Raw genomic sequence first — 17,329 nt, 5'->3', positions numbered from 1 at the left:
AGGTTGGCCGACGTGGTCCGAGCCTGCGCACTGTCCGTCGTCCTGGCGCTCGCCGGCTGCACGGCCACGGCACCCGCCGCGGGCGACCCGATCCCGCTGCCACCGCCGCACGCGCTCTGGGACTACCAGATCGGCGGTGCCTACACCCCGCCCGACGGCGTGCGGGTCGTCGCCCGCGACCACGGCGCGGAACCGGCCGGCGGGCGCTAAAACATCTGCTACGTCAACGCGTTCCAGGCCCAGCCCGGCGCCGAGGACGAGTGGGGCGACCTGCTGCTCCGCGACGCCGACGGCGCGGTCGTGTACGACGAGGACTGGGGCGAGGCGATCCTCGACACCGGCTCCGGCGACAAGCGCGACCGCATCGCCGCGACGGTCAACGCATGGGTCGACGAGTGCGCGGACAAGGGCTTCCAGGCGGTCGAACCGGACAACTACGACTCGTTCACGCGCGTGCCGGACGGTCTGCTGGACGCAGCGGACAACCAGGCGCTGATCCGGCTGCTGTCCGCGCACGCCCACGCCCGCGGCCTGGCGATCGCGCAGAAGAACACCGCCGAGCTGGCCGGCGCCCGCGAGGACAACGGGCTGGACTTCGCGGTCGTGGAGGAATGCGGTTACCACGACAGCGAATGCGGCGCCTACACCGAGGCGTTCGGCGACCACGTGGTGGTCGTCGAGTACACACAGGAGGGCCTGGACCGGGCCTGTGCCGGGTGGGCGGACGAACTGAGCATCGTGCTCCGCGACGTCGACGTGTCCACACCGGACGACGACGGGTACGTCTACGAGACCTGCGAAGCCTCGGCGGTCAGCAGGAACGCGGGCGAGGACCAGTAGTCGAACAGCGGCTCGACCTTCACGTCGTGGTACCCGCACGACTCGAGCTGCGCCACCCACGCCGACGCGGGCTGCTCCCACGTGTTGCGGGTCGCGCCCGGGGCGAGCTGGCCGGTGAGCACCGGCATGAGGAACCCCTGCGCCACCAGGTCCCGGTCGGCGTCGTACTCGGCGAGGCCCTGCTCGTAGGTGTCGGCGAGGAACGCCAGGTGCTCGTCGCTGCCGACCGGGTGGGCCGGCACGTCGAACTCCGCCAGCGCCAGCCGCGACACGTGCCCGCGCAACGCGGTCAGCACCGCCGAGCGGTCCTCGTGCGGCAGCGTGTGCAGCGCGAACGTCGACTCGGCCAGGTCGAACCGCCCGGTCAGCCCCGACACGAACGACGCGGCGTCGGTGTTGTGCGCCGTGGCGCCGGGGAGCTGCGCGACCGCCTCGGCGAGCAGCGCGGGCGACGGCTCGACCAGCGTCACCGCCACGTCCCGGCCCGCGACCGCAGGCACCACCGCCATGCCGTTGCCGCAGCCGATGTCGACCAGCGAGGTGACGCCGTGCCGGTCGTACTGGTCCGCCAGCGCCGACGAGACCGCCTGGTAGAGCCCGACGTTGCCGCCACCCGCGATGAACGCCGTGAAGGCCGCGGGCTGGTCGTAGACGTGCCCGTCGTCGTCGGCGGCCAGGTAGGTGCGCAGGGCCGCGTTCAGCAGCGGCCGCGTCACCCCGTCCTCGAGTGCCGCCCGCGCCGCGGCCACGTCCCCGTCCGTCAGCGCCCGCAGCGCCGCCACTTCATTCCCCAGCATGCGAAAAACACTACCGGTCCCACGATCTGGAAAGCCCCGCGACGACTGTCGGTGGTCTCCCGGAGGATGCGGCCATGACCACGATGCGTGTCGACCGGGTGGGGCCCGGTCCGATCCCGAGGGATGGCCTCGTCGCGCTGGCGGGGCGGGCGCTGGGCGCGGTGCCGCCGCCCGCGCAGGTGCTGGCCGGGATCCTCAGCGTGCAGGTCGGCGCCGCGCTCGCCAAGCAGCTGTTCGGTGTCGTCGGTTCCGCGGGGACGGTCGCGCTGCGGCTGTTCTTCGCCGCGCTGGTGCTGCTCGTGGTGTGGCGGCCGACCATGCGGATCGGGCGGCCGGCGTGGACCGTGGTGGCCGGGTACGGGCTCGTGCTCGGCGCCATGAACCTGTGCTTCTACCTGGCACTGGCGAAGATCCCGCTGGGCATCGCGGTCACCATCGAGTTCCTCGGCCCGCTCGCCGTGGCGATCGGCGGGTCGCGGCGCTGGCTGGACGGGCTGTGGGCGCTGCTCGCCGCGGGCGGGGTCGTGCTGCTCACCGAGGGCCGGGGCGACCTGCACATCGCGGGCATCCTGTTCGCCCTCGGCGCGGCCGTCTGCTGGGCGAGCTACATCCTGCTCGGCGCGGCGCTCGGCAGGCACTCCAGCGACGGCGGCGGGCTCGCGCTCGGCATGGCGCTGGCCGCGCTCGTCGTCGCGCCGGTCGGCATCGTCGACAGCGGCACCGCGCTGCTCGAGCCGTGGGTGCTCGCGGTGGGGCTCGGCGTCGCGCTGCTGTCGTCGGTCATCCCGTACTCGCTGGAGCTGGAGGCGCTGCGCAAGATCCCGCCGCGCGTGTTCGGGGTGCTGATGAGCCTCGAGCCCGCGGTCGCCGCGCTCGTCGGGCTGGTCGTGCTGGGGGAGGTGCTGGCCCCGGTCCAGTGGGTGGCGGTGCTCCTCGTCGTGGCCGCGTCCGTCGGCGCGACCAGGACGGTGCGGGACACCGCCACCTGACCGGTCAGACCGCGCGGGCCACGGCGATCGCCCCGGACAGGCGCTCACCGGCCTCGTAGAACATGTACTCGACACCGCCTTCGGTGCCGAACGACGGCGCGGCGCAGCGCCCGTTGTCGGGGGCGCCCGCGAGCGGCCGGTGGAACACGCCGAGGTGGTCGCGACGCGTGAAGTCGTTGCCCACCTCGGTGATCAGCAGCGTGCCGCCCGCCTCCTTGTTGCAGTGGTAGACCACGTACGTGCTGCCGTTGCGCTTGACGATGTGCGGTCCGCTGATGTTCTGCACGCCGACGTCCTGCGGCCGGATCAGCGGGGTCTGCGAGAACGTCCAGTTCCGGCCGTCGCCCGACCAGCCCCAGCCGATGGACCGCCGGTTCGTGGTGTCGTTGATCATGAAGACCATGACGTAGCGGCCGCCGACCGCGGGCAGGTCGTGGCGGAACACGCGGGCGTAGGAGGCCTCGGTGGCGCCCGCGTACAGCATGGACGTGGACAGGACCACCTTGTCGTAGGTGAAGTCGATGCCGTTCTTCGACCGGGCGAGGCGGGTCGTGGTGTTCTCGCCGTGGAAGTACAGCCACATCTCGTTCACGTCGTCGTTCCACATGACGTGCGGTGACGAGACGTGCGAGACGTTGTAGTGCGGCGCCCAGCTCCGCGTCACGATCGGGTTGCCCCGGTACTCGGTGAACCGTTCGTTCAGGTGGTCGCCGTAGGACAGGCAGATGCCGCCGGGCGCGTCGTGCGGCGCGTAGTAGAGGTAGTAGCGCCCGAGCGCGTTCGCCACCCGGCCCGCGGTGCCGCGGATGCACGGGAAGATCAGCTCGCCGGTCGGGTTGTAGGCGAGCGCGTTCTTGTCGAACGCCACCCCGAGGTACCGGTAGTCGGGGAACCCGGCGGGCGCGGCGGCCGCGGTGCCGGGGCGGGCGCCACCGAGCCCGATGCCGATACCGAGGCCGGCGGCCGCGCCGAGGACCGTTCGTCTGGTGACCATCGCAGGGGACCCTTCGTCGACGTTGACTCTGTTGCCCTGACCGTCCGTGCCGCCGGGGCCCGGCGTCAAGGCGCTGATACGTATTAGTCCTGGACCGGACGGAAATCGGACAAAGGGTTGACGACGTGGTCGCGTCGGCGGACGCTCGTGCTGATACGGATTGGCGAGGGGAGGCCGCGATGCCACCGGGCCGGCCGCCGAGGCAGGTCGACATCGCCCGCATCGCCGGGGTGTCCCAGGCGACCGTGTCGGTGGTCCTGGGCGGCAACCGGGCGGGCGTGCGGATGGCGGAGTCCACGCGCAGGCGGGTGCTGGCGGTGGCGGAGGACCTCGGTTACGTGCCGCACCCGGTGGCGACCAGGCTCGCGTCGGCGCGGACCAACATGATCGGGCTGTACACGTTCCGCACGACGTTCCCGACCGACGTGGCCGACTCGTACTACCCGATCCTCGTCGGGGTCGAGGACGCGGCGGCGGCGCTGGGCCAGGACCTGGTGCTGTTCACGGGTGCCGCGGGCCGCAGCCCCGAGGCGATCCGGCGGGTGCGGGTGGCGGACGGCTGCCTGTTCTTCGGCAGGCACGTGCCCGACGAGCCGATCGCCCGCCTGGTCGACTCCGGCTTTCCGATCGTCTACATCGGACGCCGTCCGGAACTGGGCGGCCGGATCCCGTACGTCGGCGCCGACTACGTGACCGCGTCGGCCGACCTCGTGGCGCGGCTGCGCGCGCTGGGGCACCGGCGGATCCGGTACGTGCGGGAGACCGACGACGCCCCGTCGTCGGCGGACCGCGAACGCGGGGTCCGCCAGGCCGGGGCCACGGTGACGCGACTGTCCGGCGGGCTGACGACCGGCGAGGTGCGCTCGTGGGTGGCGGACGGCGTGACCGCGGTCGTGGTGGAGGAGACCGACACGGGCGCGGCGTACACCGCGGTGCGCGGGGCGCTGGCGGCGGCCGGGCTGACGGTCCCGGACGACGTGTCGCTCGCGGTGCTCGGCCGCCCGCCCGGCAGCGCACCGGAGGTGACGGGCTTCGAGGTCCCGTACCGGGAGATGGGCGGCGCGGCGGTCCGGCTGCTGGTGGACCTCATCACCGAGCAGCCCACCACGCCGCAACGCCTGCTGCCCTGCCCACCGGTCCCTGGCGAGACGATCGGCCCGCCCGGCGAGCACTGACAGCGCTCCGGCTGGGCTCCGGAGCAAGGACCCTTCACCACGCTCGCCACCGCATGGGAAGCGCGGGTGGCCTTCGGAAACGGGGCAGGCTCACCACGGGCAATGTGCGCCCGGCCCGCGCAGGGGCAGGATCTTGAGGCTCTGTACCGGGTTGGCTGCAGGTTTGCTGGCGTTGCTTGCTTCGGATGCGTGGCGGGCGCGAACGCGGTGTGGTTCAGGTGCTGCGCGCCCGTGTCGCGGGCGGCGTTTGGGGTTCTGTGCAGCGTTGGGTGCAGGTCTGTCGGGCGTTGCGTGCCGCGGTTGCGTGGCGGGCGCGAGCACGCGGTGGTGCTGTCCGGGCGTTGGGTACCCGGCCCGCGCAGCGGGTCGCGGCTTGAGGCTCTGTACGCGGGTTGGGTGCATGCCGGGCCGCTGCCTGGCGGGTGCGAACCCAGTGTGGTTCAGGCCGGGCGCTGCGCGCCCGGCCCGCGCAGGGGCAGGATCTTGAGGCTCTGTACCTGGTTGGCTGCAGGTTTGCTGGCGTTGCTTGCTTCGGATGCGTGGCGGGCGCGAACGCGGTGTGGTTCAGGTGCTGCGCGCCCGCGTCGCGGGCGGCGTTGTGGGGTTATGTGCAGCGGTTGGGTGCAGGTCTGTCGGGCGTTGCGTGCCCGCGGTTTGCGTGGCGGGCGCGACCGCGGTGCGGACCGGGCGCGCAGCGCCCGGCCCGCATAGCGTGCCCGAAAGCAATGCCATGCGAGCCGGGGCGAATAGTCCAGCGAGGAATCCAGGCTCAGCCCTGCTCGCCGGTGCCGTGCAGGCCGAACACGTCCATGTTGCGGCCCTTGCGCTCCATGTACGTGCCGTCCGGCTCGGCGAAGCCGAACGGGCGGTACAGGTCGTGCGCGTCGAGGGTGTGCAGCATCCACCGGAAGTACGGGCCGGGACCCTCCTCGATCATGGCGTGCACGAGTGCCTTGCCGACGCCGTGCCCGCGTGCCTCCTCGACCACGAACACGTCGGCGAGGTAGGCCTGCGTCTCCCCGTCGGAGACGGCGCGTGCGTACCCGACCATGGCGCCGTCGGGCTTGCGGTACGCGGCCACGACCCGCCACGCGCCCGCCAGCTGCCGCTCGATCTTCTCGCGGTCGCGGAAGCGTCCCCAGTAGGCCTTCGTGGACAGGAACTCCCACAGGACGTCCCGGTCGACGCGGCTCCGGTCGTCGTTGATCTCGAACTCCACGGCCGCAATCTAGCGGCCCGGGCACAACCGTGGCGCGAGGCTGGCGCGGGCGGCCGGTTACCGCCCGTCGTTACGTTCGAGGCGGTTGTCAGCTCGGCGCGAGCGGGGGTGCGGTGTGACGGTCACCGGCACGGGACGGATCGATCCGGCGTACGGCTGGACGGTGTCCGATCGGGTACCCGACGAGGTGGCGGCGAGCTGCCTGTACGACTCGGCGGGCTGGCTGCGCGGGTGGGAACGCATCGGCGTCGAACAGCGCACCCGCCACGCCTACGTGTGCTCGGGGCCGGACGTGCTCCCGCTGTACGAGACCACGTTCTCCCCGTTCTGGCACGGCTACGAGCTGCAGTGCGAGCTGTCCGGCCGGTTCGGCAACCCGATCGTGTTCGCCGGCTCGCCGTACTCGATGTACGGCAAGCGCGGCCCGGTCGCCGAGCCGCTGGTCGAGGGCGCGTACGCGACCGCCATGGACTGGATCCGCGACGGCGCCGCCGACGTGCTGGTGGTGCCGAACCTGACGAGCGAGGGCGTCGACAGCTGGCTCGAGGTCGCCGGCCCGCCGGTGGGCACCATCCACCTGGAACGGACGTACGCGATCGACGTGGCCGGCACGTTCACCGACCACCTGTACCGGCTGGACAACAAGATCCGCCGGGACGTCGAGCGGCGGCTGCGCCGCGGCGCCGAACGCGGCCTGACGGTCCGGATGGTCGAGGGCGACGAGGCGCACGCGCTGGTGCCTGCCGCGTTCCCGCTCACCGTGGACACGAGCGACAAGAACGAGTGGCCCGCCCTGTTCGACGAGGCGGCACTGCACGGCATGCTCGACGTGCCCGGCGCGCTGCTGGCGGCGGCCGAGGTCAACGGCAGGCTCGCCGGCGTGTTCTTCGGGTTCCGCCGCGGTGCCGAGGTCACGTTCATGTGCGGCGGCGTGGACTACCACAGCCTCCGCGAGTACAGCACCTACATCGCGCTGATGTACCGGTCGACGCAGTGGGCGTACGAGAACGGGATGCGGCGCATCGAGTGGGGCCGCGACAACTACCGGTTCAAGGAGCGGCACGGGCTCGCCGCGACCGAGCTGTGGGCGCTGGTGTACGCGCCGCACGCACGGCCGGAGCTGGCGATGGCCGTGCGCGGCATGCACGCCGTGCTGCACGCCTACATCGAGGGCAACTGATGACCTCCGGCCGCAGCCGTGCGCTGCTGCTGCTCCTCGCGGTCATCAGCGTCAACGCCTCCTACACGGTGCTGATCCCGTTCGTGCCGGACCTGGAGGAGCGGGTCGGCGCGGGCCCGGTGACGATCGCGCTGGTGTTCGCGTTGTTCGCCGCGGCGAAGGCGTTGTTCCAGCCGGTCGGCGGGTGGTGGGTGGACCGGTGGCGGCCGCGCGCGGTGGCGTGCGTGGCGTTGAACGTGGCCGCGGCCGGCATCGTGCTGACGGCGTTCGCGACCGACGCGGTGACGTTGCTGGCCGGCCGGTTCGTGTGGGGCATCGGCGAAGGGCTGGTGACCCCGGCCCTGTACGCGGGCATGTCGGCGCTGTGCAAGCGGTACGACATCGCGGCCGGGCGGATGATGGGCAACTTCGGCTCGGCGGCCGTCGCGGGTTTCCTGCTGGGCCCGTTGATCGCCGGGGTGGCCGCGCCGTTCGGCCTGGAGACGCTGTTCGTCGTGGGCGCGGTGGTGACGTCGCTGACCGCGTTCGGGCTGCTGCACGCGATCCCGGACGCGCCGGTGGAGAAGGACGCGGCACCCGTCGAGTCCGCCGGTGGCCGCAACCGCTGGTGGGCGTGGGTGCTGGTGCTCGGCGTGCTCGACCTGTTCACGCACCTCGTGTACACGGCGCTGGAACCGTTGCTGCCGCTGTACCTCAGCGGCGCGGCGGAGGGCTCGGCCCGCGGCGCGATCTCGGTCGTGTTCGTGGTCGGGCTCGCGACGTCGGCGGTCAGCATGTGGGCGCTCGGCCGCTACACGGAGCGCTTCGGGCTGGTGCCGATGATCGGCGCGGGCCTCGCGATCCTCGGTGCGGGCCTGGCGGCGATGGCGATCAGCGCGTCGGTGGTGCCGGTGGCGGCGGCGTTCCTCGTCGTGATGGTGGGGTACGCGATCCTGTTCCTGACCGCGCGGCGCGGCATCGTGGAGCTGAAGTCCGCGGCCGACAGCCAGGGCACGGCGTTCGGGCTGTTCGGGCTGGTGTCCGACGTGGGGAACGTGGTCGGCCCGGTCGCGGGCGTGGTGCTGTACGAGCTGACCGGCCGGACGTCGTTCGTCCTGCTGGGTGCGTTCAGCGGGTTGCTGGTGGTCGTTCTGGCGTCGCAGGCGTCTCGGTGGCGCCGGCACTTCCCGACATCCGCAGCTGCGACAGCAGAAGTCCGGCCAGCACGATCAGACCACCCAGCACCGTCAGCAGCGTCAGAGGCTCCCCGAGCAGCGTGACGCCGCCCGCGACGCTCACGACCGGGTAGAGGTTCAGCAGCAGCCCCGCCTGCGGGCCGGGCACGCGGGACAGGCCGTAGTTCCACGCCAGCATCCCGATCAGGTTCGGCCCGAGGCCGTACAGGAAGAGGATCACCCACCCGGTCGCGTCGAGCGACGTGGACAGCACCCCCGCCGCGCAGATGGCGAGCAGCGGCACCGTGCCGATCCACATGGTCACCGCCGACACCCGCAGCGCCCCGTACCGCCGCACGAGCGGGCCGACGGCCACCGAGTAGGCGCCCCACATGAACGCGCCGAGCAGCACCAGCGCCGCGCCGCCGAACATGGACGCCGACACCGTCAGGCCGTTGCCGACGCTCAGGGTCACCACCCCGGCGAACGCGACCGCGAGGCCCCAGGCGAGTGGTGCGGTCAGCCTGTGCTTCAGCACCACCACCGACAGCAGCGCGATCCACAGCGGCTCGGTCGACAGCAGGATCCCCGCGAACCCGGCGTGCACGTCCCGGATCCCGAGCGTCATCGGCACGTTGTAACCGACCACCCCGACGACCCCGCACGCCGCGACCAGCCACCGCGAGCGGCGGTCCCACCGCACCTCCCCGAGGCGAAGCCACGGCAGCATCGGCAGGTAGCACAGCGAGCAGAGCGCGAACCGGATGCCGAGCACGCCGAGCGGGTCGGCGTTGAGCACGAGGTAGCGGGTGGCGACCGGCGCGAGCCCCCACAGGACGACCGACACCAGGATGGCCAGGTACGCGACACGGGACGGCACCAGGCCCACCTTACTGGCGCAGCTCGACCGCCAGGTGGTCCAGCGCGTCCCGCAGCACGTCGATCGCGGCCGCGTACTCGGTGAACGAGATGTGCTCGTCGTCGGTGTGGTCGAGCGCGGAGTCCCCGGGGCCGTACACCGCCATCGGCACGCCCCACACCGGTTCGACGATGTTCAGGTCCGCCGTGCCGGTCTTGAGCTTCAACGTGGGCCGGGCGCCCCGGGCCCGGATGCCCGCGCACAACGCGCGCACGGCCGCGCCCCGGTGGTCGACCCGCACGCCGGGCGTGCGGTCGTCGATCTTCAGCACGCCGTCGCGGGTGACCCCGCCCAGGAACTCCTCGAACGCGGGCAGGTCGAACCCGGGCGGCGTGCGCACCGAGATCACCAGCCGGGCCGACTCGATGTCGCCCGACATCTCGTTGAGGGTCGCGATCGGGCGGTCGAACGCCTTCTCGCTGGTGGTGACCGACGCGCAGTACGCCACCACGTCCTGCCAGAACCCGACCGCCGCCTCGCTGGCCTTCTCCTCGGGCGAGGCGGTGTGCACCGACGGGCGGGACACGGCGTAGCGCAGCATGACGCGGCCCTTGTAGCCGATCCCGACGCCGGCCCAGCCGTTCGGCTCGCCGACGAACGCCACGGCGGGGCGGAAGCACTCGGCGAGGTGCGTGGCGCCCTTGCCGTACGTCTCCTCCTCGACCACCCCGGCCACCACGTACTGCACGCCCTCGACGGACGCCTCCGACGCGGCGCAGATCATGGCGGCGAGCGGGCCCTTCGCGTCGACCGCGCCGCGCCCGTACAGCAGGTCGCCGTCGCGGCGGGGCGCGGGACCGCCCGGCACCGTGTCCATGTGCCCGGTCAGCAGGATCATCGGCGCGTCCGGGTCGCCGCGCCGCCCGATCGCGTTGCCCGCCTCGTCGAGGTGGGTCTCGAAGCCCCACGCCCGCATCTCCTCGACGAGGAACCGCGCGAGCGCGCCCTCGTTCCCGGACACCGACGGGATCCCGACCATCCGCGTGAGCAGGTCCTCAGCACGCCTCGACATGACGCTCCTCCACGAACCTGGTCCCGGCACCCGCACACGCCGCCAGGACGGGGGAGTGCACCCGCCCGTCGGCGAGGACGACGTTGCGCACCCCGCCCGTGCACGCCGCCGCGGCGGCACGCACCTTCACCTTCATCCGCCCGTCCGCCGCCGCGAGGTACGCGTCGAGCGAGCCGGCAGGCACCTCCGTCACGAGGCTCGCCGGGTCGTGGCGGTCGGCCAGCAGGCCCGGCACGTCCGACAGCACGACCAGCCAGTCCGCCGCCAGCGCGACCGCGAGTGCCGCCGCGAACCGGTCCGCGTCCACGTTCAGCGTCTCGCCGCCGGTGCCGAGCGCGGGCGGCGAGACCACCGGTGTGAACCCGCCGCCGAGCAGCGCCTCCAGCACGGCCGGGTCCACGGACGAGATCCGGCCGGACAGGTCGTCCCGCACCACCACCTCGACCCCGTCGACCGTGGCGCGGGCGGGTTTGTTGCGGGTCGCGGTGACCATCCCACCGTCCACACCGGACAAACCGACGGCGCGGACGCCGAGGTTCGCCAGCGCCACCACGAGGTCCGGCTTGACCCGGCCGAGGATCCCGAGCCGCAGCACGTCGAGCGCGGCCGCGTCGGTGTACCGGCTGCGCCGCCCGCCGCGCCCGGTGAGGTACCGGGGCGGGCGCCCCAGCTCGGCGCCGACCCGGTCGGCCGCCGCGCCGCCACCGTGCACGACCACGACCTCCGCACCGGCCGTGACCAGCTCGCGGATGTCGGCGCACGGGCCGGTGATGCCGTCGTCGAGCGACCCGCCGAGCTTGACGACGTACCGCTCAGACCGGGTGGAGCCCGATGAAGTCGAGCCCGCTGGTCTCGTCCCAGCCGGCCGCGATGTTGAGGCACTGGACGGCATTCCCCGCACCCCCCTTGACGAGGTTGTCGATCGCGGACACCACGACGAGGTGCTCGCCGCCCTCGTCGAGCGACAGCCCGATGTCGCAGAAGTTGGTGCCGGACAACAGCTTCGGCTCCGGCATCCGGTGCAGGGCGGACCGCTCCCGCACCAGCCGGACGAACGGCTCGTGCCGGTAGGCGTCGCGGTAGACCGCCCACACGTCCCGCTCGGTGGCCGGTTCGGTCAGCATGACGTGGCAGACGACCTGCACGCCGCGCACTGCCTCGACCGCGGTCACCGACATGTACACCGGTATCCGGCACGACTGGATGATCTCCGCCATGTGCCGGTGCCCGTGCGGTTTCGCCATCCGCAGCACGCCGCTGCGCTCCGGGTGGTGGCTGCCCTCGTCGGGCACGCGGCCCGCGCCGGACGAGCCCGTGCGAGCGTCGACCAGCACGGTGCCGGCGACCATCCCGGCCGCGGCGAGCGGGTGCAACGCCAGGATCGCCGCGTTCGCCATGCAGCCGGCGACCGCGATGTGCGTCGCGCCGCGCAGGTTCTCGCGGTTCAGCTCGGGGATGCCCGCCTGGAACCGCGCGAGCCACTCCGGGTCGGGCACGCCGCCGGGGTAGTAGCGCTCGCGCAGGTCGGTGCTCTGGATGCGGTGGTCGGCGGAGAGGTCGATCACGCGGGGCGCGAGCGCGGCCCAGCGGTCGATCTCCTTCATCGCGGCGCCGTGCGGCACGGCGAGGAACACCACGTCGGACTCGCCGACCTCGGCGTCCGGGGTGAACGTCAGGTTCGTGCGGCCGCGCAGGTTCGGGTGCGCGGTCCGCAGCGGGCGGCCCGCGTACTTGTTCGAGGTGACGTACGCCAGCTCGACCTCGGGGTGGCCGAGCAGCAGCCGCACCAGCTCACCGCCGATGTAGCCGCTGCCGCCCACGACTGTGGCTCTCATGCCGCCTCCGCCAGTTCGTACGGGCTGTTGCGGTCCACGTACGCCACCACCAGGTCGGCGACGTCCACGTCCGCGACCGCCGACAGGCCGTGGAACTCCATGGTGTGGTTGACCTCCGTGACGAGCAGCTCGCCGTCGGCGCGTTCCAGCAGGTCCACGGCGAGGATGCCGCCGCCGACCGCGGCCGCCGACCGCAGCGCGAGGTCACGCAGCTCGTCGGTCACCGTGCACACCGCGGTCGTCGCGCCGCGCGCGGTGTTGGTGATCCAGTGGTCCGAGCGCCGGTACACCGCGGCGACCACCTCGTCGCCGATGACGACCACCCGGATGTCGCGGTCCGGCTTGTCCACGTACTCCTGGACGTAGTACACGTTGTGGATCGGCGCCTTCATGGACTGCTTGTGCTCGATCAGCGTCTCGGCCGCGTCCCGGTCGTTCACCTTCGACAGCAGCCTGCCCCACGACCCGACCGCGGGTTTGAGGATCGCCGGGTAACCCACCTGCTCGATCGCCTCGAGCGCCGCGTCCGGGGTCACCGCGACCACGGTCTCGGGGTGGGGGAGACCCGCGCGCACCAGCGCGAGCGAGGTGAGGATCTTGTCGCCGCACACGTCCACCACGTGGCTCGCGTTGAACACGCGGTGGCCGGTCGCCTCGAAGATCCGCGTCGCGTAGACGCTGCGGGTGTGCGACATGATCCGGTTCAGCACACCCCGGTAACGCGGCCCGCCGTGGTCGCCGAGGCGGTGGACCAGCGTGCGGTCGTCCACCTGCGCGTACGCGAGCCCGCGCCGCTCGAGGGCGGCGAAGATCAGCCGCTCCTCGAGCCGCGTGCGGGTCGTCAGGACCGCGAGGGTCATTCCCCGAAGTCTTCCTCGATGTCGGGCGCCAGCGCGTACTCGACCGGGTCGACGCCGATGACCTCGAGCTCGGCCTGGCAGCCGGGGCACTCGACGATCGAGGTGACCCGGACGTCGTCGGCGGCCGGGACGGCCTCCGTGCAGTCGGGGCAGGTGCTCACCGCGGTTGTCATGGTTCCTCCTTCAATCCCAGATGGACGTAACCGGTGGAGTGATCGTGAGCGCGGCGGACACCACGTGCGCCGCGGAGACACCCGCCTCGGCGAGCTGCTCGGCGTGCGTGCCGGGCCTGCCGCAGAACGCGTCCGCGATCCCGACCCTGCGCACCGGCGCGGGCCGGTGCTCGGCGAGCACCTCCGCGACCGCGCCGCCGAGACCACCGAGCACCGAGTGGTCCTCCACGACCACCACGCCCGCCGTCTGCTCGGCGGCCGCGACGAGCGCGGCCACGTCGATCGGCTTGATCGTGTGCACGTTCAGCACCCGCGCCCCGATGCCGAGCGCGGCCAGCTCGGCGGCCGCGTCGAGCGCGAACCGCACCGGCAGCGCACCGGCGGCGGCGATCGTCACGTCGTCACCGGGACGCAGCTCGATCGCCGCGCCGACGGTGACCGGGACCTCGTCGGTGTAGACGGGGTCGATCGGGTTGCGGCCCAGCCGCAGGTACACCGGTCCCGGCAGGTACGCGGCCGCGTTGACGAGCCGGACGGTCTCGGCCGCGTCGGCGGGGGTCAGCACGGTCATGTTCGGCAGCGTCCGCATCGCCGCGAGGTCGGACTGCGCGTGGTGCGTCGGGCCGTAGTGCGCGGCGGAGAACCCGGCGTGCGTGGCCGCGATCCGCACCGGCAGGTCGTGGTAGGCGATGTCGAGCTTCACCTGTTCCAGCGCACGCGCCGACGCGAACGCCGCCATCGTGTTGACCCACGGCAGGATCCCGCTCTTCGCGAGCCCCGCCGCGATGGACATCAGGTTCGCCTCGGCGATGCCGACGTCGACGTACTGGTCCGGCAGCTCGGCCTGGAACTGCTTCTCCAGGCCGCCCATGTCCGAGTCCAGGCACCAGATCCGCGGGTCGTTGCGGGCCAGGTCCACGAGGGCCGCGCGGTACGCGGCCCGGTCGGACTCGGCCAGCGTGGTGGTCATGCCGCCGCTCGCAGGGCCGTGACCGCTCTCCGGTACGCCTCCGGCCCGAGCTTCGCGAAGTGGCTCTGCTTGCGGTGCTGGAGGTGCCGCACCCCGCGGCCCTTCACCGTGTCCGCGATCAGCACGCCAGGGCTGCCCGCCGCGGGCGGGGTGCGCAGCGCGGGCACCAGCTGCCCGAAGTCGTGACCGTCCACGTCGGAGGTCTGCCACCCGAACGCGCGCCACTTGTCGGCGAGCGGCTCGAGCCGCATCCGGTCCTCGGTGGACCCGCTGATCTGCAGCCGGTTCCGGTCGACGATCGCGGTCAGGTTGTCCAGCCCGAAGTGCGCGGCCGCCATCGCGGCCTCCCACACCGAGCCCTCCTGCAGCTCGCCGTCGCCCATGAGCACGAACACCCGCTTGTCCTTGCCCGCGCGCTTGGCGGCGAGCGCCAGCCCGACACCGAGCGCGAGCCCGTGCCCGAGCGAGCCGGTCGCGAACTCCACACCCGGCACGGCGGGGGTCGGGTGGGCCATCAGCCGCCCGGTCGACCGCCCGTAGGTCTCCAGCTCCGCCACCGGGAAGAACCCGCACTCGGCGAGCGTCGCGTAGAGGGCGGCCGATGCGTGCCCCTTGCTGAGGATGAAGTGGTCGCGGTCGGGCCAGTCCGGCTCCTCCGGCCGCACGTTCAGCACCTCGCGGTACAGCGCCACCAGGATGTCCACAGCGGACAGCGCGCCACCGATGTGGGTACCGACCGCACCGGCGCCCATCGCGAGCACGTGTTCCCGCACGGCCAGTGCGGTGCGGTGTAACCCGACCAGGTCGCCGACCGGCGACGCGCCTGCCAGTGCTTCGACGCTCATGCCGCCTTCGCCTCCGGGAGTCGCGGCCCGTTCGGCACCGCGTGCCACGGCGGCTCGTACGGCAGGGCACGGGCGAACTTGCCGATGCGGTCGAGGTTGTCCCACACCCGCTCGAACGCGGTCGCGTACTCGTCGAGCGCGGGGCCGGCGTCCGGGTTGAGGTGCATGCGCCGCAGGCACAGCGAGTCCTCGATGACCTGGCACGTGACCGGGTAGTCGGCGAGGTCGTAGCGCTGCGGGTTGGTGCCGGGCAGCGACCAGGGGAGGCCGTTGGGGTAGGCGCTCTTCTCCTGGAACACGGGCTGCCCGGGCAGCGGGATGATCTGGTAGTGCGTGAGCGGCACGCCCTCGGCGAGCAGCGCCCTGCGCAGCGCGGCGCGGAACCGGCCCGGCGTGACGCCGTGCAGGCCCGCGGCCTCCGGGTCGAACCGGAACCGCAGCATGTGCCACATGTGGGTGCGGTCGTCGGGCACGGTCGGCACCACGATGCCGGGCAGCTGCGCCAGCCGGTCGATGAACACCGGGGTGTTGGCGTCGCGCTTGTGCTGGTACTCCCAGAAACGCGCGAGCTGCGAGCGCGTGAAGGCGGCGAGCACGGACGACAGCTTCAGGTTCGAGCCGCGGGTGGCGGAGACGTACAGCCGTTCCTCTGTGGACAGGTCCTCGCCGAGGATGCGCAGGCTGCGGATCTGCTCGGCGACGTCCTCGCGGTCGGTGACGACCAGCCCGCCCTCACCACAGGTGGGGATGCTCTTCTCGACGTTGAGGCTGAAGACGGCCGCGTCGCCGATGGAGCCGCAGGTGCGGCCGCGGTACGTGCCGCCCTGGGCCTGGACGGCGTCCTCGACGACCAGCAGGTCGTACTTCTTCGCCAGGGCGAGGATCTCGTCCATCTCGGCGGGCAGCCCCGCGAGGTGCACCGGCACGATCGCGCGCGTCCGGTTGGTGATCTTCGCTTCGATCTGCGACACGTCGATGTTGAACGTGACCGGGTCGATGTCGACGAAGACCGGTATCGCCAGCGAGTACAGCGGCGCCATCGCGGTCGCCACGTAGCTCAGCGCGGGGACGATCACCTCGTCACCCGGCTGCAGCCCGAGCGCGGCGAGCGCCAGCTCCAGCGCGACCGTGCCGCTGTTGACCGAGACGGCGTAGCGGGTGCCGCAGAACTCGGCCCATTCCCGCTCCAGACCGTGGATCTCGGCCTCGTTCTTGGCGCCAACGGTGAACTTCCGGCTGTCGAGCACCCGCTCCACAGCTTCCCGGTCGGCGTCGGTCACCACCGGCCACTCGAGCCTGCGGTACTCCGGCCGCACCGCGGGCTTCCCGCCGAACATCGCAAGATCCGCCTTCATGACACTCCTCACCGCGCCACGAGCCCTCACGTCGTAAACAAAAGGTAGAAATCGGGGCTCTCATCGCGGTTTCCCCGCGCTCGCACCGGGGAGTTCCCAATGATCATGCGGTTCCAGCGGTGCGCCAGCGGCCAGTGACCGGCGGGCGGAAGTGCGGACCGGGGGTGAGTCCAGGTCCTGCCCCGGAATTCGTCGGTGATCGTGTGTCGGTGGGTGGGCCCGCTGTGCGGGCTGGGCGCGTAGCGCCCGGGGCGGTGCCGCGAAAGGCGCGTTCGCGGCACGGTGTGCCCGAGGAGCTGGTCGCCCGTCGGCCTTTCGGCGGGTGGACCCGCTGCGCGGGCCGGGCGCGCAGCGCCCGTGGTGGTGTCGCGAAGGGTGCTGTCGCCGCACTGTGGTCTGCCTGCGAAGCGGATCGCCTGTCGGCGGGTGATCATCGGTGGGGATGGGTTTGTGGTTGTGGCGTTCGACTCTGGAATTCCTTGGTGATCGTGTGTCGGTGGGTGGGCCCGCTGCGCGGGCCGGGCGCGCAGCGCCCGTGGTGGTGTCGCGAAGGGTGCTGTCGCGGCACCGCGGTCTGCCCGCGAAGCGGGCCCTTGTCGGCGGCCGAACGTGATCATCGGTGAGGCGGTGGACGAGAGTGCGGCGTTCAAACCGGAATGCGCCGGTGGTCGTGTGTCGGTGGGTGGGCCCGCTGTGCGGGCCGGGCGCGCAGCGCCCGAGGTGGTGTCGCGAAGGCGCTTCGCGGCATCGCGGTGTGCCCGCGGAGCGGGTCTCCTCTTTGGAGGCCGGGGCATGATCGTTGGGGTTGTGGTCGCGGCGTTCGACGCTGGCATTTCTCGGTGATCATGTGTCGGTAGGTGGGCCCGCTGCGCGGGCCAGGCGCGCAGCGCCCAGGGCGGTGCGGCGAAATGCGCTTTCGCGGCACCGCGGTGTGCCCGGGGAGCTGGTCGCCTGTCTGCCGGTCGGAGATGATCATCGGGGGGCCTGGAATTCCTTGGTGATCATGTGTCGG

Annotated in this window: 17 protein-coding genes and 1 pseudogene; 6 read left to right on the top strand and 12 right to left on the bottom strand. The window is 72.4% G+C overall.

Translation table 11 applies throughout. The annotated features are described in order from the left end of the window. The first annotated feature begins 12 nt into the window (after nt 1-12). Both ACYQ77_RS26745 and ACYQ77_RS26740 read left to right on the top strand, forming a co-directional pair. On the top strand, nt 13-210 hold the full coding sequence (locus ACYQ77_RS26745) for a hypothetical protein (protein ID WP_459716016.1): 198 nt from the start codon (nt 13-15) through the stop codon (nt 208-210). A 3-nt stretch (nt 211-213) separates the two neighbouring features. After that, nucleotides 214-840 (top strand): endo alpha-1,4 polygalactosaminidase, encoded by a 627-nt coding sequence (locus ACYQ77_RS26740; protein ID WP_459716456.1) that lies wholly within the window; start codon nt 214-216, stop codon nt 838-840. On the opposite strand, the gene ACYQ77_RS26735 is transcribed toward ACYQ77_RS26740, so the two are convergent. After that, nucleotides 786-1,637, bottom strand: a complete 852-nt coding sequence (locus ACYQ77_RS26735; RefSeq protein ID WP_459716014.1) for a class I SAM-dependent methyltransferase — start codon at nt 1,635-1,637, stop codon at nt 786-788. The genes ACYQ77_RS26740 and ACYQ77_RS26735 overlap by 55 nt on opposite strands. Nucleotides 1,638-1,711: 74 nt before the next feature. Between ACYQ77_RS26735 and ACYQ77_RS26730 the strand changes: the two genes are divergently transcribed. Beyond that, entirely contained in the window at nt 1,712-2,626 is a 915-nt protein-coding gene (locus tag ACYQ77_RS26730) for an EamA family transporter (protein ID WP_459716013.1), read from the top strand. 4 nt (nt 2,627-2,630) lie between these two features. Here ACYQ77_RS26730 and ACYQ77_RS26725 read toward each other — a convergent pair whose 3' ends face one another. Next, entirely contained in the window at nt 2,631-3,620 is a 990-nt protein-coding gene (locus ACYQ77_RS26725; RefSeq protein WP_459716011.1) for a glycoside hydrolase family protein, read from the bottom strand. A 179-nt stretch (nt 3,621-3,799) separates the two neighbouring features. On the opposite strand from ACYQ77_RS26725, the gene ACYQ77_RS26720 reads away from it, so the two are divergent. After that, the gene (locus tag ACYQ77_RS26720; RefSeq protein WP_459716010.1) at nt 3,800-4,795 is read left to right on the top strand and encodes a LacI family DNA-binding transcriptional regulator; all 996 of its coding nucleotides are present in this window, start codon (nt 3,800-3,802) and stop codon (nt 4,793-4,795) included. A gap of 769 nt (nt 4,796-5,564) precedes the next feature. On the opposite strand, the gene ACYQ77_RS26715 is transcribed toward ACYQ77_RS26720, so the two are convergent. Then, nucleotides 5,565-6,014 carry a GNAT family N-acetyltransferase gene (locus ACYQ77_RS26715; RefSeq protein WP_459716008.1) on the bottom strand — a complete coding sequence of 150 codons (450 nt, stop codon included), beginning with the start codon at nt 6,012-6,014 and terminating at the stop codon, nt 5,565-5,567. A 115-nt stretch (nt 6,015-6,129) separates the two neighbouring features. Here ACYQ77_RS26715 and ACYQ77_RS26710 point away from each other — a divergent pair, with 115 nt between their 5' ends. Then, nucleotides 6,130-7,194 carry a GNAT family N-acetyltransferase gene (locus ACYQ77_RS26710; RefSeq protein ID WP_459716006.1) on the top strand — a complete coding sequence of 355 codons (1,065 nt, stop codon included), beginning with the start codon at nt 6,130-6,132 and terminating at the stop codon, nt 7,192-7,194. Further along, a pseudogene (locus ACYQ77_RS26705) lies at nt 7,194-8,294 on the top strand (MFS transporter); the annotation flags it as partial. The gene ACYQ77_RS26710 and the pseudogene ACYQ77_RS26705, both read left to right, overlap by 1 nt. A gap of 7 nt (nt 8,295-8,301) precedes the next feature. Here ACYQ77_RS26705 and ACYQ77_RS26700 read toward each other — a convergent pair. From ACYQ77_RS26700 to ACYQ77_RS26660, 9 genes are read right to left on the bottom strand one after another with little or no spacing between them, the layout of a single operon-like run. Continuing rightward, nucleotides 8,302-9,228, bottom strand: a complete 927-nt coding sequence (locus ACYQ77_RS26700; RefSeq protein ID WP_459716004.1) for a DMT family transporter — start codon at nt 9,226-9,228, stop codon at nt 8,302-8,304. A 10-nt stretch (nt 9,229-9,238) separates the two neighbouring features. Continuing rightward, the gene (locus tag ACYQ77_RS26695; protein ID WP_459716002.1) at nt 9,239-10,279 is read right to left on the bottom strand and encodes a M20/M25/M40 family metallo-hydrolase; all 1,041 of its coding nucleotides are present in this window, start codon (nt 10,277-10,279) and stop codon (nt 9,239-9,241) included. Then, the gene (locus tag ACYQ77_RS26690; RefSeq protein ID WP_459716000.1) at nt 10,263-11,171 is read right to left on the bottom strand and encodes a [LysW]-aminoadipate kinase; all 909 of its coding nucleotides are present in this window, start codon (nt 11,169-11,171) and stop codon (nt 10,263-10,265) included. The genes ACYQ77_RS26695 and ACYQ77_RS26690 overlap by 17 nt, the downstream gene beginning before the upstream one ends. Continuing rightward, a complete protein-coding gene (argC, locus tag ACYQ77_RS26685) occupies nt 11,092-12,114 on the bottom strand; it encodes an N-acetyl-gamma-glutamyl-phosphate reductase (RefSeq protein ID WP_459715998.1) in 1,023 nt (340 codons plus the stop codon). The genes ACYQ77_RS26690 and argC overlap by 80 nt, the downstream gene beginning before the upstream one ends. Further along, nucleotides 12,111-12,974, bottom strand: a complete 864-nt coding sequence (gene lysX / locus ACYQ77_RS26680) for a lysine biosynthesis protein LysX (protein WP_459715996.1) — start codon at nt 12,972-12,974, stop codon at nt 12,111-12,113. Before lysX ends, argC begins: the two co-directional genes overlap by 4 nt. Beyond that, a complete protein-coding gene (locus tag ACYQ77_RS26675) occupies nt 12,971-13,147 on the bottom strand; it encodes a lysine biosynthesis protein LysW (protein WP_459715994.1) in 177 nt (58 codons plus the stop codon). The genes lysX and ACYQ77_RS26675 overlap by 4 nt, the downstream gene beginning before the upstream one ends. Before the next feature lie 10 nt (nt 13,148-13,157). Beyond that, nucleotides 13,158-14,117: a transketolase family protein gene (locus tag ACYQ77_RS26670; RefSeq protein WP_459715992.1), complete on the bottom strand. Its 960-nt coding sequence runs from the start codon at nt 14,115-14,117 to the stop codon at nt 13,158-13,160. Continuing rightward, complete coding sequence (locus tag ACYQ77_RS26665; protein WP_459715990.1) at nt 14,114-14,962, bottom strand: transketolase; 849 nt, start codon at nt 14,960-14,962, stop codon at nt 14,114-14,116. Before ACYQ77_RS26665 ends, ACYQ77_RS26670 begins: the two co-directional genes overlap by 4 nt. Further along, a complete protein-coding gene (locus ACYQ77_RS26660; RefSeq protein WP_459715988.1) occupies nt 14,959-16,317 on the bottom strand; it encodes a DegT/DnrJ/EryC1/StrS family aminotransferase in 1,359 nt (452 codons plus the stop codon). Before ACYQ77_RS26660 ends, ACYQ77_RS26665 begins: the two co-directional genes overlap by 4 nt. Nucleotides 16,318-17,329: the final 1,012 nt, after the last annotated feature.

The sequence above is a fragment of the Actinophytocola sp. KF-1 genome (assembly GCF_054661535.1).
This window is presented reverse-complemented; position numbering and strand designations above follow the sequence as displayed.